The 18,251-nt window shown below is 67.8% G+C and carries 15 protein-coding genes; 8 read left to right on the top strand and 7 right to left on the bottom strand.

The window, feature by feature from the left end; genetic code table 11:
* Window positions 1-238: 238 nt before the first annotated feature.
* A complete protein-coding gene (locus FCI23_RS58365) occupies window positions 239-502 on the top strand; it encodes a hypothetical protein (RefSeq protein ID WP_211265484.1) in 264 nt (87 codons plus the stop codon).
* Here the strand turns inward: FCI23_RS58365 and FCI23_RS62445 are convergent.
* A complete protein-coding gene (locus tag FCI23_RS62445; RefSeq protein WP_322973896.1) occupies window positions 469-864 on the bottom strand; it encodes a helix-turn-helix domain-containing protein in 396 nt (131 codons plus the stop codon). The genes FCI23_RS58365 and FCI23_RS62445 overlap by 34 nt on opposite strands.
* 32 nt (window positions 865-896) lie before the next feature.
* Here FCI23_RS62445 and FCI23_RS26320 point away from each other — a divergent pair, with 32 nt between their 5' ends.
* The 5 genes from FCI23_RS26320 to FCI23_RS26340 all read left to right on the top strand — a co-directional run bounded on the left by FCI23_RS26320 (window position 897) and on the right by FCI23_RS26340 (window position 5,138).
* The gene (locus FCI23_RS26320) at window positions 897-1,073 is read left to right on the top strand and encodes a BBE domain-containing protein (RefSeq protein WP_136726490.1); all 177 of its coding nucleotides are present in this window, start codon (window positions 897-899) and stop codon (window positions 1,071-1,073) included.
* A 136-nt stretch (window positions 1,074-1,209) separates the two neighbouring features.
* Entirely contained in the window at window positions 1,210-2,379 is a 1,170-nt protein-coding gene (locus FCI23_RS26325) for an ABC transporter ATP-binding protein (RefSeq protein WP_136726491.1), read from the top strand.
* Window positions 2,376-3,068: an ABC transporter permease gene (locus FCI23_RS26330; protein ID WP_136726418.1), complete on the top strand. Its 693-nt coding sequence runs from the start codon at window positions 2,376-2,378 to the stop codon at window positions 3,066-3,068. Before FCI23_RS26325 ends, FCI23_RS26330 begins: the two co-directional genes overlap by 4 nt.
* On the top strand, window positions 3,065-3,730 hold the full coding sequence (locus tag FCI23_RS26335) for an ABC transporter permease (protein WP_136726419.1): 666 nt from the start codon (window positions 3,065-3,067) through the stop codon (window positions 3,728-3,730). The genes FCI23_RS26330 and FCI23_RS26335 overlap by 4 nt, the downstream gene beginning before the upstream one ends.
* A gap of 451 nt (window positions 3,731-4,181) precedes the next feature.
* Window positions 4,182-5,138 carry an ABC transporter substrate-binding protein gene (locus FCI23_RS26340; RefSeq protein WP_246144005.1) on the top strand — a complete coding sequence of 319 codons (957 nt, stop codon included), beginning with the start codon at window positions 4,182-4,184 and terminating at the stop codon, window positions 5,136-5,138.
* Window positions 5,139-5,337: 199 nt separating this feature from the next.
* Here the strand turns inward: FCI23_RS26340 and FCI23_RS26345 are convergent, their stop codons facing one another.
* The gene (locus FCI23_RS26345; protein WP_136726421.1) at window positions 5,338-6,204 is read right to left on the bottom strand and encodes an LLM class F420-dependent oxidoreductase; all 867 of its coding nucleotides are present in this window, start codon (window positions 6,202-6,204) and stop codon (window positions 5,338-5,340) included.
* Window positions 6,205-6,749: 545 nt separating this feature from the next.
* Between FCI23_RS26345 and FCI23_RS26350 the strand changes: the two genes are divergently transcribed.
* Window positions 6,750-8,531, top strand: a complete 1,782-nt coding sequence (locus FCI23_RS26350) for a glycosyl hydrolase family 28 protein (protein WP_136726422.1) — start codon at window positions 6,750-6,752, stop codon at window positions 8,529-8,531.
* Between the two features lie 3 nt (window positions 8,532-8,534).
* Window positions 8,535-12,530 carry a putative Ig domain-containing protein gene (locus tag FCI23_RS26355; protein WP_246144007.1) on the top strand — a complete coding sequence of 1,332 codons (3,996 nt, stop codon included), beginning with the start codon at window positions 8,535-8,537 and terminating at the stop codon, window positions 12,528-12,530.
* A gap of 66 nt (window positions 12,531-12,596) precedes the next feature.
* On the opposite strand, the gene FCI23_RS26360 is transcribed toward FCI23_RS26355, so the two are convergent.
* The 5 genes from FCI23_RS26360 to FCI23_RS26380 are packed head-to-tail and all read right to left on the bottom strand — an operon-like array spanning window position 12,597 to window position 17,731.
* Window positions 12,597-13,661 (bottom strand): alpha-N-arabinofuranosidase, encoded by a 1,065-nt coding sequence (locus FCI23_RS26360; RefSeq protein ID WP_136726423.1) that lies wholly within the window; start codon window positions 13,659-13,661, stop codon window positions 12,597-12,599.
* Between the two features lie 13 nt (window positions 13,662-13,674).
* Window positions 13,675-14,511: a glycoside hydrolase family 31 protein gene (locus FCI23_RS26365; RefSeq protein WP_407646031.1), complete on the bottom strand. Its 837-nt coding sequence runs from the start codon at window positions 14,509-14,511 to the stop codon at window positions 13,675-13,677.
* Between the two features lie 51 nt (window positions 14,512-14,562).
* On the bottom strand, window positions 14,563-15,387 hold the full coding sequence (locus FCI23_RS26370) for a carbohydrate ABC transporter permease (protein ID WP_136726424.1): 825 nt from the start codon (window positions 15,385-15,387) through the stop codon (window positions 14,563-14,565).
* Window positions 15,384-16,409, bottom strand: coding sequence for a carbohydrate ABC transporter permease (locus tag FCI23_RS26375; RefSeq protein WP_211265485.1), 1,026 nt, complete (start codon window positions 16,407-16,409; stop codon window positions 15,384-15,386). Before FCI23_RS26375 ends, FCI23_RS26370 begins: the two co-directional genes overlap by 4 nt.
* Window positions 16,406-17,731, bottom strand: coding sequence for an extracellular solute-binding protein (locus FCI23_RS26380; protein WP_136726425.1), 1,326 nt, complete (start codon window positions 17,729-17,731; stop codon window positions 16,406-16,408). Before FCI23_RS26380 ends, FCI23_RS26375 begins: the two co-directional genes overlap by 4 nt.
* Between the last annotated feature and the right edge of the window lie 520 nt (window positions 17,732-18,251).

The following is an 18,251-nucleotide window of genomic DNA, read 5'->3' on the forward strand; positions in this document are numbered from 1 at the left end:
ACGGGAGTGGCCCGCCCGGCACCTGCCGCTTCTCAGCGGCCAGCCCTACTGCCCAACTCAAACAACCCATCGAAAGGCATCCTCAGTCACGAGACATCATCCAAGGGTTCAGTCACCTTCACCCGTCCGGTCTTCCCCTCGCCCGTAACTCCCGAATGGAACGGGAGCCCTTTGGCTTTCCCCCGAGCTCCGCACCCTGCCGTTACCAGCAGCGCACGTCGGGGCGGGGACTGATCACATGGACACTGATCAGGATCTACACCATCGACATCGTCGAACCTCCAAAGGTGTACTCACTCACAAACGTGCGACCTCGCGTCGCACCCCCGCCCTGGGGTATACCCGCGAGGATTACGCCGAGCATCTCCGCACCGAGTACAGCACCTTCCGCTGGCTGCTGGAGCCGATGCTCGACGCGGCCGGTTTCGAGATCGTCGAGGCCGATTACACCGGCTCCCTCTACGGTGCCTACACGTGCGTGAAACGCGGGCAGGCCGGTTGACGTGCTCCCCGGTCTGCCAGACCGGGGATTCCTGCCACGGTCTTGTGACCGTCTTGGTGGCTTCCTGCTTCAACGCGCTGTGCCGGGATTTTCGTCCTGGTCTTACCTGCGCTCTGCGAGGCGTTTAGCCTGTCCGCCCGTCCGGCGGCCAGAGTCACGTACGGCGGTCCGGTCGCCTGTGCTTCCCTGCGGGCCCGCAGGCAGTCGTTCCACACCACCCGGGCACACCCGAACGCAGCTGCCAGCGCGCGGCACTGGAGGGCGTCCGGGTACACAAAGTAGTTGTACCGTAGCTGTATGTGAGCAACCGTACTAGGCTTGGTCTCATGGACACAAATGACGGGCTTCGGCATGGCAGGCATGTGGTTTCGGCCCCAACACCGACGGCCGCTACATCAACTACCCGGACCGGGACCTGGGCGGCCACGACTCCCCCGGATCCGAACAGCAGCCCCACCCCTGGCACAGCCTCTACTACGGCGACAACTACGCTCGCCTGGAACACGCCAAGAGCCTGTGGGACCCACGTCAGGTCTTCCGCCACGCCCAATCGGTCAGTCCACAGCTGTGACATCGGCGTGAACGGTGCCCGGAGCCCGTATCCAGCCATAATCGGTGCAGTCTAAACTCCGCGCATCAATGTATGCTTGCGCGTTCAACAGCCATTCTTGGTCGCGGTTGCCCCACCCTGAAGGGTATTGCTCGCTTTGATACGTTTTGACGCTGTTACGAAGCGCTATCCTGACGGCACCGAGGCGGTCGACCGACTGTCGCTGGAGATTCCGGACCGTTCGATCACGGTGCTTGTCGGGCCGTCGGGCTGCGGAAAGACGACCACGCTGCGGATGATCAACCGGATGATCGAGCCCAGCAGCGGCACGATCCTGCTGGACGGGAGGGACATCCAGCAGCAGCCGGTCAACGCCCTGCGCCGCTCCATGGGCTATGTCATCCAGAACGCCGGCCTCTTCCAGCACCGCACCATCGTGGACAACATCGCGACCGTGCCCCGGTTGCTGGGCTGGGACCGGCAGCGCTCGCGTACCCGCGCGATGGAGCTGATGGAACGGGTGGGCCTGGACCCGTCGATGGCCAAGCGCTATCCCTACCAGCTCTCGGGCGGCCAGCAGCAGCGGGTCGGGGTGGCCAGAGCGCTGGCCGCCGACCCTCCCGTGCTGCTGATGGACGAGCCGTTCTCGGCCGTCGACCCCGTCGTCCGCAAGGGGCTCCAGGAGGAGTTGCTGCGCATTCAGGCCGAACTCGGCAAGACCATCGTCTTCGTCACCCATGACATCGACGAGGCGATCAGGATCGGCGACATGATCGCGGTACTGCGCACCGGCGGCAGACTCGCCCAGTTCGCGCCGCCGGACCAGCTGCTCGCGGCGCCCGCCGACGCTTTCGTCGAGGACTTCCTGGGCGCCGACCGGGGCATCCGGCGGCTGTCGTTCTTCACCTCCGCCGGGCTGGAGATCAACCCCGAACCGGTGGTCGCGGCCGACTCGACCGCGGACCAGGTGACGGCCCGCGCCACTCCGGGCATCCCGTATGTCATGGTCACCGACACCGAAGGCCGCCCACTGGGCTGGGCCGACCCGGTGGAGCGGGCGGCCGGCGATGAAACGCTCGTCCCGTACGGGCGTCCGTTCGCGCCCGGCCGGGACTCGCTGCGCGCCGCGCTGGACTCCGCGGTGCTCTCCCCCACGGGCTGGGCGGTGGCCGTGGACAAGGAAGGGCGGGTCATGGGCGTCGCCTCGCAGGAGACGATCGCCGACGCGATCCGCCGGGCACACGCCGAGCATGAGCAGGGCGGACACAAGCAGAGCGCGGACGCGGCCGCCCACGAAGACGAGCAGTCTGCCGGAGTCACCGGATGAACGGTTTCTTCGACATGCCCAGCGACCTTCAGCACAGCTATGCCGGGCTGGTCGCCTGGCACTTGGAGATGGCGCTGATCCCGGTGCTGGCCGGGCTCCTCATCGCGCTGCCGGTCGGGCAGCTCTGCATGCGCTTCCGGTGGCTCTACCAGCCCGTGCTGTGGGTCACCACTGTGCTGTACGCGATCCCCTCGCTGGCCTTCTTCGTCATCCTGATCGACTACACCGGTCAGAGCGAGATCACCGTGATGATCCCGCTGACCCTCTACAGCCTGGTGGTCCTCGTCCCCGCCATCGTCGACGGAGTCCGGTCCGTGCCGGCCGAGACCCAGGCCGCCGCCACCGCGATGGGGTTCGGGCCCATCCGCCGGTACGCCCAGGTGGAGCTGCCGATCGCGGTCCCGGCGATCTTCGCCGGGCTGCGGGTGGCGACGGTCTCCAGCATCAGCCTGGTCAGCGTCGGCGCGCTGATCGGCAACCAGGGCGCACTGGGCAATCTGCTCGCGGACGCGATGTTCTACCACCGCCCGATCCTCGCGGTCAGTTCGGTGGTCACCACGGCGGTCCTGGCGATCGCCGCGGACGCCCTGCTCGTCCTGTGCGGGAAGCTGCTGACGCCCTGGCTCCCCTCGGGCCGCCGTACCCGGCGGACCCGTACGGTCCAGGCGGTCCCGGAGGGCGCCCAGTGAACATCATCAACTTCATCCAGTCGTTCTTCAGCCACAGCGCCAACTGGCACGGCTATGACGGGATACCCACCCGGGTGTGGGAGCACATCCAGTACTGCCTGCTGGCGATGTCCATCGCCGCCGGGATCGCACTGCCGGTCGGCCTGGTCACCGGGCACACCGGCCGTGGCGGCAACGCGCTGGCCCTCATCGCGACCGCCGGCCGGGCGCTGCCCAGCTTCGGCCTGCTGGTGCTGATGTTCGTCCTGCTGGGCCTGGGGCTGACGCCCGTGATGATCCCGTTGGTCGTGCTGGCCATCCCACCGATCCTGGTGACCACCTATGAGGCCGTGCGCACCGTGGACCCCTCGCCGGTCGACGCCGCACGTGGCATGGGCATGCGCCCGGCGAAGATCCTTTTCCAGGTCGAGCTCCCCGTCGCCCTGCCGCTGATCCTCAGCGGTCTGCGGTCCGCGGCGATCCAGGTCGTCTCCACCGCCACCATCGCCGCGTACGTGAGCTTCGGCGGGGTCGGGCGGTTCATCGTCGACGGTCTCTACCAGCGCAACTACGAGAAGGTCGTGGGCGGCGCCACACTTGTCGTCGCCCTCGCGCTGGCCACGTTGGCGCTGTTCGCGCTGGTCGGCCGGTTGGCCGTGTCACCGGGAGTACGCAGGCGCTGACCGCCCGCCCGGGGCGCCTGCGGCGCTGAGGACGGCGGAGGCGGCCGCGGAGCGCGCCCTGCCGACCTGGCTCACGGCCGCATACGCGAGCATCACGGCGATGACCGTGATGGGCACGATGACCAGCACATCGCGCTTTCGCCGGAACGTCCAGCGGTATCGCTGTGCTCGTGGCAGACACTCGGCAACACTTCCGAAACATTCGAACGAAAGCGGTCGCAACCGCTCCGGATGCCCGACTTTCCGGGAGACTACCGGGTGCCGGACCGTTCGAACTGATCACCGAGTCAAGAATTCATTACAAGGTGCGGCATACCCTGTCACCGGCCTGGCGTGATCGTTCAGTATCGGTTGAAGAAAGAAGTCATGGCGGCCGGTCCCTGCGGAGTGCGCGGGGGCGCCGACGAGCCGACAGCTCCGCCTTGTCCATCAAAACCCCGGAATGGGAATCGTGACTGACACCCGAACCAGCAGTCGGCGTAGCCGCATCGCCACCGCCGCTCTCGCCGCCAGCGCCGCCGCCTCGCTGGTCGCGGGCTGCTCCTCTTCGTCCTCCTCCGGCAAGTCGGACCCGCTCTCTCCCACCAAGGCCAAGGGCGGGACAATCGTCGTCGGATCGAACAACTTCGCCGAGAGCATCCTGCTCGGCGACATCTACGGCGAGGCGCTCAAGGCCAAGGGGCTCAAGGTCAGTTACAAGCCCAACATCGGCAGCCGTGAGACCACCTACGGCTTGATCAAGAACGGCAGCCTGACCGTCCTGCCGGAGTACAACGGCGCGCTCCTCGCCTACCTCGACGCCAAGGCCACCCCGACGACGGTGGAGACCACCGACGCCGCCATCACCGCCAAGCTGGACTCCAAGCTCACGGTCCTCAAGCCGGCCGCCGCCCAGGACAAGGACTCCGTCACTCTCAACGCGGCCACCGCCAAGAAGTACAACCTCACCGCCAGCTCCTCGATCGCGGACCTCGCCACGGTCGCCCCGAAGCTGGTCATGGGGGCCTCGCCGGAGTTCCAGACCCGGCACCAGGGCCTGGTGGGCCTCAAGTCGGTCTACGGCGTGACCTTCAAGTCCTTCAAGGCGCTGGACGCGGGCGGCTCGCTGACCCTGGCGGCGCTGAAGAACAACAGCACGCAGGCGGGCGACATCTTCACGACCGACCCCGCCATCTCGGCGAACAAGTTCATCACCCTGCAGGACCCGAAGGACCTCTTCGGATTCGAGAACGTGATCCCGCTGGTCTACAAGTCCGGACTGCCCCAGACCGGAGTGGACGCCCTCAACACCCTCTCGGCGAAGCTGGACACCACCGCCCTGCTCTCCCTCGCCACCCAGGTCCAGGCCGAGGGCAAGGACCCGCTCGCGGTCGCACAGGCCTGGCTGAAGTCGGTCGGTCTGGCCTGACCCCATACGGGTGGCCCGTTGCCGGCCGGCCGCGGCCGGCCGGCAACGGGCCACCCGTCTCAAGGCGGCGGTCGGCTTCGTGCTCTCCGTCACCGCCGCGCTCAGCGCAGTCGTCGCGGTCTTCCAGTGGGGCCGGCCTAGCCGGCCTGCTCGGCGTCCAGCAGACCGGCCCGGTCATGAACCTGGCACCGCCCCGATGTCACCAGCTTCCGGCCTCCTCGGCGACCTGGCCGAGCAGTGCGACCGATGCCCGCGGGTCGCGGACATCGGCGAGGGAGTGGATCACCTGGTCGAAGCCCAGCTCCGCCAACTGCCCGAGGCCGTCGACGATCTCGCCGACGGAGGAGTCGAGCGACAGCCGGGAGGTCGAGGTCTTCTCGATCTCCTCGAACGGCCGGTCCTCCCGGGCACAGTGCTCACGCAATACATCGAGCTTGTGGAGAAGCTCGGCGGGACCGCCGAGGAAGTTACAGGCGTCGGCGTATTTGGCGACCAGGCGCAGGGTCTTCTTCTCCCCCGAGCCGCCGATCAGGATGGGCGGGTGCGGGCGGCGCAGCGGGGGCAGGGAGTTGAGAGGGCGCTCCAGCCGGTAGTGGGTACCCTCGTACGGACTCTGGTCGCCGGACCACATGCGGTGAGTGATCTGCAGGGTCTCCTCCAGGCGCTCGAACCGCTCCGCCAGCAGCGGGAAGGGGATCCCCAGCGCCCGGCACTCTTCCTCGTTCCAGGCCGCGCCGATGCCCAGCCAGGCCCGTCCACCGGACAGCACGTCCAGCGTGGTGACCGTCTTGACCAGGACAGCCGGGTACCGGTGGACCACGCCGCTCACCAAGACGCCCAGGGTGATGCGTTCGGTGAGGGCGGCGGCGTAGGAAAGGGCCGAGTAGGCCTCCAGCATAGGCTCCTCCGGCTCGCCGACCCCGCGGATCTGGAAGAAGTGGTCCATGACCCACAGGCTGTGCAGCCCGGCCTGGTCGGCGTCCCGGGCGATCTGGCCGAAGACCGGGCCGATCGCCTGCGGGCCGTCGGGGTAACTGAAGCTGGGCACTTGGAGACCGATACGCATGGCAATCCTCTGGGAGCGGACGGACGGGATGCCTTCCACGCTAGCGCCTCCGGCGGATCATGAACCGGCGCCGGGCCGACCGCGTGCCCCGCACCGCGTTGCAGACGGTTCGTTCGGTGACGCCTGCCCGCGTCGCCCCGTCCAGCATGGTCACCACCGGATGACACCATCCTCATTTGACCGGTAAAAACCCTTGCGGCGCTGGACGCTAACAGCGGCCACGAACCGCGTCAAGGGGGCCTGTCAGGCTCTGGCCCCGCGTGTCCCGCCGGTCCGGAAAGTCATTCGTGCACACCCTCTTGACCCAACCGACACACGTGATTAACGTCCAGCCTCGCAGCTTTGACCGGTCAAAAGCCGTGCTGCGCTTACGTCTGACGGCCCGACACCCGATCCCCTGCGCCCCCGCGCTCCTTCTGCGATGAGCCCTGCCCGCTCCGCGGGACGTCGGGGACGGCCGGCGTGTCCGCCGGTTCACCAGCAGGTTCCTCGCTGCGCAACTGGCGACACCGTGTACGCACACCGACTTGACGAAGGGACATCCAATGAACATCCCTGACCCACGACTGTCGCGCCGGACACTGCTGTACGCCGCCGGCGTCACAGCCGCCACCAGCTACGCGTCCAGCCTGGCGAGCCCCGCGCAGGCGGCTGCCGCCAAGGCATCGGCCGACCCCGCCGACCAGTTGGTGACGTACGCCATCCCGGACGGCATCGCGCAGAACACCAGCTTCGCCGTGAAAGCGCGGACGCCCGGGGGCAAATGGAAGGCGGTCTCCACCTATCTGGCGAAGTTCATGACCATCGATCCGAGAACGGGCAGCGGTACCAACCAGAACTCGTCCATGGCCTACTTCGACTTCTCGGGCGAGGTTGAGGTTTCGGTCACCTACACCACCGACCGGATCACCTCGGCGAGAATCCGCCCGCTCTCGTACGGCATCGAGCACAAGGTGCACAAGCACAACACCGTGACCTTCACCCTGACCGAACCGCGGAACCTGTCCGTCGAGGTCAACGGAGATCTCTTCGACAATCTCCAGCTGTTCGCGGGGGCGATCGACACGAACCCGCCGAGCGCGGACGACCCCGATGTCATCTACTTCGGCCCCGGCGTGCACACCACCTCGGACGGTACGGTCACCGTTCCCAGCGGCAAGACGGTCTATCTGGCGGGCGGCGCGGTGCTCAAGTCCCGGGTGATCTTCCAGGATGTCGAGAACGCCGAGCTGGTCGGCCGGGGCCTGATCTACAACTCGCAAGGCGGCGGCTGCACCGTCAACTCCTCGAAGAACATCGTGATCGACGGGGTCACGATGATGTTCCCCTATGGGTACGCGGTCACCGCGGGAGAGGCGCAGAACCTCACCATCCGGAACATGCGCGGGCTCAGCGCGACGACCTGGGGCGACGGGATCGACCTCTTCTGCTGCAAGGACGTCGTGATCGACGGCGTGTTCATGCGGAACTCCGACGACTGCATCGCCATCTACAACCACCGCTGGGACTACTACGGCGATACCCGCAACATCGTCGTCAAGAATTCCAGCCTCTGGGCGGACGTGGCGCACCCGGTCAACGTCGGTACCCACGGCAACACCGACAATCCCGAGACGATCGAGAACCTCACCTTCTCCAACCTCGACATCCTCGACCACCGCGAACCGCAGCTGGACTACCAGGGCTGCATCGCGCTGAACCCGGGAGACAGCAACCTGGTCCGCAATGTGCGGATCGAGGACGTCCGGGTGGAGGACTTCCGGTGGGGCCAGCTGATCAACATGCGGGTCATGTTCAACACGTCGTACAACACCTCGGCCGGTCGTGGCATCGAGATGGTCTACGTCAAGAACCTCAGCTATACCGGCACCCACGCCTCCACCGCGCACATGGTGGGCTACGACGCGGACCACGGCATCAAGGACGTGACCTTCGAGAATCTCGTCATCAACGGGACCCTGGTCTCGGACACCGACGGGCACGCCCCCTGGTACAAGACCTCGGACTTCGTCCCGATGTACACCAACGAGCACGTCACGAATCTGAAGTTCGTGGATTCCGGCGCCTCGCTCGCCTCCGTGCTGCCCGCGATCAGCAGCGCGGACTCCACGACGGGCAGCACCGGTTCGGACTTCGGCTACACCATCACGGCCGCCAACGTACCGTACGCCTTCGACGCCACCGGGCTGCCCGACGGCCTGACCGTGGACAAAGCCACCGGTGTGATATCCGGGCAGCCGGCCGGCTCCGGCACCTCCTCCGTCATCCTCAGCGCCACCAACGCCGTGGGCACCGGCACCCGGACCCTCACGCTGGTGGTGAGCTGAGCCGTGACGAACTCACTGAGCCGCCGCACCTTCCTGGGCACCACCGCGGTGGTACTCGCGGCCACCGGCACCCGCTCGCTGCTGGCCCCGGGCACGGCATACGCCGGCCAGCCCGTAGAGCAGTCGGTCGCGGGCTTCGCCTTCGCCCACCCGGGAATCCTGCACACCCAGGAGGACCTGGACCGCATGAGATCGGCGGTGGCGGCCAAGCAGGACCCGGTCTACGCGGGCTACCAGGCACTGGCCGCCGACGGCCGCTCCTCCTACGACTACACGGCACAGAACACCGGCCAGATCACCACCTGGGGACGCGGCCCGTACAACTACCAGGACCAGGCGCCGAGCGACGCCGCCGCCGCGTACCAGAACGCCCTGATGTGGTACATCACCCAGGACGTCCGGTACGCGGACAAGGCTCGCGACATCATCAACATCTGGTCGAGGACGCTTCAGGGCCTCACCGGCGCGGACGGCGAACTGGGTGCGTCCCTCCAGGGGTTCAAGTTCGTCAACGCGGCGGAGATCCTGCGGTACAGCGGCTACACCGGCTGGGCGGCCGAGGACATCGCGCGCTGCCGGGACTCGCTGCGGGACGTCTGGTACAAGGCGCAGTCCGGCTATGCCCTCTTCGCCAACGGCGGCTGGGACACCGGGATCATCCAGACCGTCATGGCCATCGGCATCTTCTGCGACGACCGGGTGATGTTCGAGGACGCGGTGCGTTACGCCGCCGCGGGCGCGGGCAACGGCGCCATCAGGAACCGGATCATCAACGCCACCGGGCAGGGCCAGGAGAGCGGCCGCGACCAGACCCACGAGCAGCTGGCCCTCGGGCTGCTCGCCAACGCCGCCCAAGTGGCGTGGAACCAGGGCGTCGACCTCTACGGCTTCGCGGGCAACCGCATCCTCGCCGGCTACGAGTACGACGCCAAGTACAACCTGGGCCATGACGATGTGCCCTTCGTGGCGGACCTGGACAAGACCGGGAAGTACATCAAGACGGCCGTCACCACGCTGGTACGCGGGGTCTCCCGGCCCATCTTCGAGATCGCCTACGCGCATTACGTGACCGTGCTCGGGCTGTCGGCGCCGTACACCGAGCAGGCGGTCTTCCGGGGCACCGCCGGAGCCCGGTTCATCGAGGGCTACGACCAGGACCACCCGTCCTGGGGCACCCTCGCCTACGCCCGCGACGCCCCGGCCGGGACGGTGCCCGCCGTGCCGCCCGGCGCCCCGGCCGGGCTGACCGCGGGCAACGGCGCCGACGGCGTCGAGCTGGCCTGGGTGGGTTCGGTGGACCCGGCCAGCGCCGCCGCCGCCAAGACGTACACACTGCGCCGGGCGACCAGCCTCGACGGGACGTACAAGACGATCGCCGCCGGGCTCACCTCCACGACGTACGAGGACCTGGAGGTGAGCATCGACAAGACGTACTACTACACGGTCTCGGCGTCGAACGACATGGGCACCAGCCCGGCGTCGATGGTGGCCTGCGCGACGGCCGGATTGCCGGTCAAGTGGTCGTCGCGGAACGTGGGTTCCGTCCAGGCGGCGGGGCTTACCACCTTCGACGGCGAGCGGTTCGTGATCGAGGCGAGCGGCGCGGACATCGCGGGGACGAGCGACAGCTTCCGCTTCGCTTCGGTGTCCCTCAAGGGCGACGGGGTGATCACCACGCGGGTGGTCCATCCGCTCAGCTCGCAGTACTCCAAGGTCGGCGTGATGATGCGCGACTCGCTGACGGCGGGCTCGGCACACGCGGCGATGCTGATCCAGGGCCTGACGCTGACCGCCTGGAGCGGGGTGTGGACCACCCGGGCGACCTCCGGCGCGAGCACCTCGGCGACGGGCAGCACTCCGGTGCCGCCCGCGCAGCAGACGGCGATCTCGACGGCGGCCGCGTACCCGATCTCCAATCTGGGGACGCTGCCGGACTCGGCGACCCCGCTCACGGCCCCGTACGTCGAGGCGGCGGGCGACGGCTACCGGATGCGCATGCCGTACTGGGTGCGGCTGGAGCGGAAGAAGAACGTGTTCACCGGCTCGATCTCGTCGGACGGCGTCACCTGGACCGAGGTGGGCTCCACGGAACTCGCGCTCGGCACGACCATTTACGCCGGTCTGGCGCACTGCTCGTGCCTGGGTGTCCCGCAGTCGTACGCGGAGACCGGTACGGCCACCTTCGACAATGTCACCGTGACCCGGAAGTCCAGCACGCTGTGGGCGGTACCGGCGCCCGAGGGCACCGTGACGTCCCTGGCGGCGACCGCCGGGACCGGCGCGATCGAGCTGACCTGGAGCGATCCGGACCTGTCCGGCCGCTACACCGTCAAGCGCGCCGCCGCCGGCGGCTCCTACGAGGTGATCGCGACCGACGTGGGCCCGGTGGGCTTCGGCGTCCACACCCGCTACGCGGACGCGACCGGGGTGCCGGGCACGACGTACTCCTACGTGGTCGCGAAGACCAACGTGGGCGGGGCGGGCCCCGACTCGGCGCAGGTCAGCGCGACGATGCCGACGCCGCCCGCGCCCGCGGTCAAGAGCGCGCCGACCGCCTTCGCCAACGCGGGCCTACCGTTCGCCTACCTGATCGGTGCGTCGAACGCCCCGGCGTCCTTCGATGCCACCGGTCTGCCGGACGGCCTGGCCGTCGATGCCGCGACCGGCCTGATCTCCGGAACCCCCACCGCCACCGGGGACTTCGACGTCCGGATCGCGGCGTCCAACGCCACTGGCACCGACACCGCCACGCTGGGGCTCACCGTCGGCACGCCGCCGCCCGCCCCCTGGTCGTACCAGGACATCGGCGACTACGTCCTGGACGAGAGGCAGTTGGGCATCCACGGCGTGGTCTCCGTACGCACCCCCGGCAGCACCAGCTACGACGCCACGGACAAGAGCTTCACCGTGCGCGGCGCCGGGACCGACCTGAATGTCAACGGCCAGGGCATGACGGCGCAGTACGCCTACCTGCCGGCCACCGGTGACATCACCTTCACAGCCAGGGTCGCGAGCCGGGCCAACGCGGGCACCAACGACCAGGTGGGTCTGCTGATGGCCCAGTCGCTGTCGCCGTTCGGCCAGATGGCCGGGGCGATCCTCACCAGCAACAGCAGCGGCGACACCGGCGTCAAGCAGTTCGTACGGCGCCAGGTGGTGGCCGGGGGCACCTCAACGACCAGCGGCAGCGGCACCAGTGTGGCGACCCCCACCTGGCTGCGGCTGGAGCGCAGCGGCAACAAGTTCACCGCCTCCACCTCCGCCGACGGCACCACCTGGTCGGTGATCGGCCGGGACACGATCGCCGCCTTCGGCAAGGCCTCCTACTACGTGGGGCTCGCCGTCACCTCTCGCAGCCCCTTCGCCCTCAACACCACGGTCTTCGACAACATCACCGTCACCCAGGGCGCGACCACGGTACTCGGCCAGCCGGTCAAGGACCCGTACAAGACCTTCAGCTCCGCGACCTCACCCACCCCGGTCTACGGCCAGTCGGGCACCGACCTCGCCATCCTGGGCGCCGGGGCGGACATCTGGGTCACCGACGACGAGTACAGCTCCATCTACCTGCCCGGTGCGGTCACCGACGGCTCGACCGTCACGGTGGCGGTGACCTCACAGGACAGCACCAACGTCTGGACGAAGTCCGGAATCATGGTCCGCAACGACATCACCGGCACCGGTACCTCGGCCGGGTACCTCATCCTCGCGGTCACCCCCGGCCACGGCGTCGCCCTCCAGTGGGACAGCAACGGCAACGGCGCCGTGGACAGCAACATAGAGACGGACGGCACCACGGCCTACCCGACCTGGCTCAAACTCGTCCGGACCGGCACCTCCTACGCCGCTTCCTACTCCACCAACGGCAGCACCTGGACCGCCGTCGGCACCGCCACCGTGAACTCCGCCGCCACGGCCCAGGACGCGGGCGTCTTCACCTCCTCCCATTCCTCCAGCACCGCGGGAGAGGTCGACTACAGCGACTTCACCGTCAGCTGAGGCACTCCGCGGAAAAGACCGCCGCCGCCCGTGGTTCACGGGCGGCGGCGGTCTTTCCGGTGGGGCTCAGGCCCAGGAGGTGACGGGTATGAACGAGCTGTCGTCCCGGAAACCGGCGTGGCGCAGCATGGCGATCAGCATGCTGCCGACGACCACGGCGTCGGTGGCGGTGTAGCGGTCCTCGATCAGCCGGGGGGACCGCTGCCAGGGCTCGATGTCCCCGAAGATCTCGTTGGTACGGAAGGTGACGTTCCACTCGTCGAGGGAGAGGTTGATCCGCTTGGTGTGGCGGCCCTTGGCGTGGACCGCGTCGGCGGTCGCCACGACCCCTTCTATGAGTGACTCCAGGTCGACGCCGCCGGCCAGGAAGGACGCCAGGTCATCGGGGGTCTCGGCGTAGTACTGGTGGCAGGAGATGTGGCTGACGTGCTCGTATGCCTCCTCCAGGACGGTGGACTCCCAGCTGCCGAAGGTGGGCATGGCGCTGTGGGCGCTGCCGCACGCCACCAGTTCGAGGTCCGGGTCGTACATCTTCATGACGCGGGCGGTCTCGGCGGCCAGCCGGGCGTACTCGTGCGCGGTCTTGTGGCCGGGCTGCCAGCCGCCGTCCATTTCGTTGCCGAGGCACCACATGCGGATGTCGTGCGGCTCCGGTGAGCCGTTGGCCGCGCGCTGCTCGGAACGGTAGGTGCCGGAGGGGTGGTTGGCGTAAACGAGCAGGTCCAGGGCCTCCTCGACACCCCGGGTGCCGAGGTTGACGGCCATCATCGGCTCCACGCCGGCCTTGCGGGCGAAGCGGATGAACTCGTCCAGGCCGAACTCGTTGGTCTCGATGGACCGCCAGGCGACGTCGAAGCGCTTCTTGCGCTGTTCGCGCGGCCCGACGCCGTCCTCCCAGCGGGCGGTGGAGAGATAGTTGCCGCCGGGGTAGCGGATCATGGTGACGCCGAGTTCGCGGATCAGGTCGAGGACGTCGCGGCGCAGCCCGTCCTCATCGGCCTCGGGATGGCCGGGTTCGTAGATTCCGGTGTAGACGCAGCGGCCCATGTGCTCGACGAAGGATCCGTAGAGCCTGGGATTGACCTGGGCCACGGTCAGGGCGGGGTCGATGGTGAGGGTGGCGCGGTGCACGGGCGGCCTTCAGTCACTCGGGGAACGCGGCCGCGACGGCGGCGCCTTCGCGGCCGAATACGGGAAGGTGTTCCAGCGGGGCTGACGCGTCGAAGGTGGTGCCGCCCTGGTGGACAGTGCCGGTGACGGCGTCGGTCCAGCGGGCTGCGGACGGCAGGTAGACGGAGCGGCTACGGGCGCCCGCCTCGGTTACCGGTGCGACAAGGATGTCCGGACCGAGCAGGAACTGGTCGTCGACGCTCCAGGCGTGGTCGTCGCCCGGGAAGCCGAAGAACAACGGCCGCATGACCGGCGCGCCGGTGCGGTGTGCCGCCTCGGACAGTTCCAGCAGGTACGGGCGGAGGCGCTCGCGCAGCCGCAGGTGTCCGGCCAGGATCGGGTACGCCTCCTGTCCGTACGACCAGACCTCGTTCGGCCCGCCGGTCATGTCTGTGGAGAAGGTGGGGTAGTTGGGCTTACGGTCGCCGTGCAGTCGCATGATCGGGCTGAAGGTGCCGTACTGGAACCAGCGGACCAGCAGCTCCTGGTAGGCGGGGTCACTGGGGTCGCCGCCCTGGAAGCCGCCGATGTCGGTGTTCCACCACGGGATGCCGCTCATCGCGACGTTCAGCCCGGCCCGTACCTGCTGGGCCAGCGACTCGAAAGTGGTCGGGATGTCCCCGGACCACAGGGCGGCGCCGTGGCGCTGGCTGCCGGCCCAGGCCGAGCGGACCAGGCTGAGCGGCCGGTCCCGGCCCGCCTCGCGCAGCCCTTCGGCGACGCCGCGCGCGTGCAGCGCCCCGTAGAGGTTGCCGACCTGGGTGCCGGGGCCCGTGGAGTATGCCGCGCGGGCGGACAGCTCCGGCGTCAGCGCCGTTCGAGGCCGCGCGGATGGTTCACGTACATGTCGGGTGTCTTCCTTTCACTTCAGCCCGGAGGTGGCGACCCCGGAGACGAAGCCGCGCTGGAGGATCAGGAAGAGCACCAGGACCGGGATGATGTACAGGACCGAGCCGGCCGCGATGACTTCGTTGACCGGGGTGTCGTTCGCCGGGTTGGTGTACTGGGTGGCCACCGCGACGGCCAGCGTGGTGCGGTCCGTGCTGAGCAGCAGCGACGGCGCGATGTAGTCGCCCCAACTCCAGGAGAACGACAACACCATGCTGGTGGCGAGCACCGGCCAGGACTGCGGCAGGAAGATGCGCCAGAAGATCCTGCCGTAACCGCACCCGTCGACGATCGCAGCCTCTTCCAGCTCCTGCGGCATGTTCGAGAAGAACTGCCGGAACAGGAAGATCAGGTAGGGGGCGCCGGCAAGTCCCCAGAGCACCCAGGGCCAGTAGGTGTCGATCATCCCGAGCTTGGCGAAGATGATGTACGTCGGGATGAGCGTGATCATCGCGGGCATCATCATCGTTGACAGCAGTACGCCGAAGAGCACCTTCTTGCCCGGCGCGGTGAGCCGGGCGAACCCGAAGCCGGCCCAGGCCGAGCTGATGGTGATCAGCACCGAGTAAATGGTGGCGATGATCAGGGAGTTCCTGGCGTAGCCGAGGAAGGGGATGAAGTTGAGCGCCCTGGAGAAGTTTCCGAACTGCCAAGAGGCGGGCAGCCAGTGCACCGGATAGGCGGTCAGCTCGGAGCTGCTCTTGAGGGCGGTGATAATCAGCCAGCCGAAGGGGCCGATGAACAGGGTGGCCAGCGCCACCAGGATCAGGTAGATGGCGCTGCGGCGAGCGAAGATCATTTCTTGGCCTCCGGCTCGAAGCTGTAGAACACCGCGCCCGAGCTCAGTTTGAAGATCACTGCGGTGATGGCGAGGATGATGAGGAACAGCACCCACAGCAGCGCGGAGGCGTAGCCGAAGCGTCCGTAGGCGAGGTACTGCGCGAATACGTTGATCATGTACAGGTAGTCCCCCTGCGGCACCGAAGTGACCCCGGCCGTACTGGGGTTGGCCGCCAGGAGCAGCGGCGTGATGCTCTGCAGGGCGGAGATGACGCCGGTGACGACCTGGAAGAAGAGCACCGGCGACAGCAGCGGGACGGTGATCCGCCGGAACACCTGCCAGGCGTTGGCGCCGTCGAGACGGGCGGCCTCGTGCAGCTCCTTGGGTACGTCCTGCAGACCGGCCAGCGAGATGATCATCGAGTTTCCGCAGCCCCAGATGGTGAGCATGAACAGCACGTACCGGGCGTACGGGTCGGCCAGCCAGGTGACGGGGTTGATGCCGACGAATCCGAGGGCGCCGTTGGCGGCGCCGGAGTCACGGTTGAAGAGCATCTTGAAAGCCATCGCCGCACCGATCGGCGGGAAGACCGCCGGGAGGTAGAACAGCGTACGGAAGACGCCCCGGGCCCGGATCGGGCGGTTGAGCAGCACCGCGAGCGCGAGTCCTGCGATGAGGCTGAGCGGCACGACAGCCCCGACGAACACACCGGTCCGCAGCAGCGAGTCGCGGGTCACCGGGTCCGAAAGCAATTCCTTGTAGTTGCCCAGACCGATGAAGTTGGAGTGCGGCGAGATGCCGTCGGAGTCCGTCATGCTCAGCCACAGCGCGTATCCCAGCGGATACAGCGTCAGGCCCAGGAACCCGAGAAACCACGGCGCGACGCACAGATAGAAGACCCGGGACTGCTGGCGGGCGCGGGCCCCTCGGCGGCCGGCCCGCCGACCGGTGCGACGGCCGGTGGTCACCCGCGCGGGCCTGGCGGACGCGGTGGTGCCTGCGGGATTGGCGGAAGCCCCGGCGAGCTGGCCGGTGCTCACTTGATCAACTTCTTGTTGTTCGAGAGCTGCTTGTTGATCCCCGTGTTGAGCTGGTCCGCCAGCTTCCCCGCCGAGACGGTCCCGTTGATCGCCGCGGGCAGGTATTGGTTGACCACGGCGTCGAGTGCGTCCCACTTGGCGTACGGGGTGAAGGAGATCACCGAGAAGTACGGCAGTTCCCGCTGCTGCACCGCGTACGCCTGCTTCTGGAAGGGCTCGGCCTGCGGCAGCAGCGGGCGCAGCGACTTCAGCCCGGGGATGCCGGTGCCGTTTTTCGCCCGGGTCTTGGCGCCTACGCCGCCGAGGAAGTACTCGAAGGCCTGCCAGGCCAACTCCTTGTTCTTGCCCGCCTTGGGCATCCACAGGCCGGTCGCGCTGTAGCAGCTGCTGGTCCGCTTGGTGCCGAACTGCGGGGCGGGGGCGAAGCGCGAGATCGCGGCGATCTTCTTGTCGGAGTTGACGCTGCCGCCGAACCAGTAACCGTCGGTGGCGACCGCTATCCGGTTGGCGTCGAAGTTGGGCCAGTCCCAGCCGTTGGGGTCCGGGTTCACGACGGTCGGGGTCATACCGGACTTGGCCAGCTTCAGATACCAGGTGAGGATCTTGATCCCCTCCGGACTGGAGTAGTCGACGGCGGAGAAGTCATCGGTGAAGAGGCTGCCTCCGAGGGAGGCGAACATGGACATGAAGTTCTGCGTGTTGCCGGCGTAACTCCACCCGTACACCTTGGTCTTCTTGCCGCTCTGCGTGAGGCGCTTGCCCTTTTCGAACAGCTCGTCGTAGGTGAGCGGGATGGTGTCGCTGGGGTAGGACTCGTTCGCCTGGTCGAACAGTGCGGTGTTGTACCAGATCATGGAGTCCTGGGAGTAGTCCTTCACCATGCCGTAGCGCGGTCCGGTGCCCTGCTTCTTGCCGTCGTAACGCCAGACGTCGTTGACCGGGTCCAGATCGCTGACCTTGATGACGCTGCTCTTGGCGAAGTAGTCGTCCAGGTCCTGAGCGATACCGTGCGCCGCGAGGTACGGGGTGTCCACTGCGCCCATGCCGCGTACGAGGTCCGGCGGGCTGCCGGCGGTGATCATGGCGGTGAGCCGAGTGATGTCGTACTTCACGATGTTGATGTTGAACCCGAGCGCCTTCTCGGCCGCCTTGATCTCGGCGGGCAGGCCCAGTTCGGTGGTGCCGATCATGATGGTCAGCGTCTTGTTGCCGCCGCCCGAACTGCCGCCGGAGACCGAGCCGGCGCAGCCGGACAGCAGACCGCCCCCGGTGACCGCCGCAGCGGCACCTGCGGAGGTCACGAGGAACCGACGACGAGTCATCGGGGCACCAGATGTGGACCACATGTTTTTGCCTGCCTTCCAGGGCTGTTTCAGGACTGCCAGGACTGCTTCGCTATTCGGGGGGGTTCTCGGGGAGCGAGGGCACCGGCGACCGGAACGGCGGCGGGGAATCGGTGCTCAGGAGGGCGGCCGTGGCGTGGCGCCGTCATCAGAGCGGCCGGCATGCCGGCATGCATCCGGGCTCGTCGTTCGCCGCCGGGCGTCTGCCGTCGCCGGGCGTTCACATCGTCGAGGCCGTGCGTCTCCGGGCAGTGCGCCTGCCGACACGGCGGGCCGCCCGGAGTGATGTCGGTTGGATCGTCCCGTCGGGCCGGACGGGAACATGCTTCATCGTGCGTAGGGGAGTAGGAACAGCCCGGCTTTTGACCGGTAAAAGCTGCGATGCTGGACGTTAACTACGTGTGTCGGGTGCGTCAAGAGGGCGTGCGTACCTTGCTTCCCTCACCGGCGGTACATGGCAGGTCGGAGATCCCTGCGGCGCCCCTTGACTGCACACAAA

The organism is Actinacidiphila oryziradicis, from assembly GCF_005047355.1.
GTDB lineage: Bacteria > Actinomycetota > Actinomycetes > Streptomycetales > Streptomycetaceae > Actinacidiphila > Actinacidiphila oryziradicis.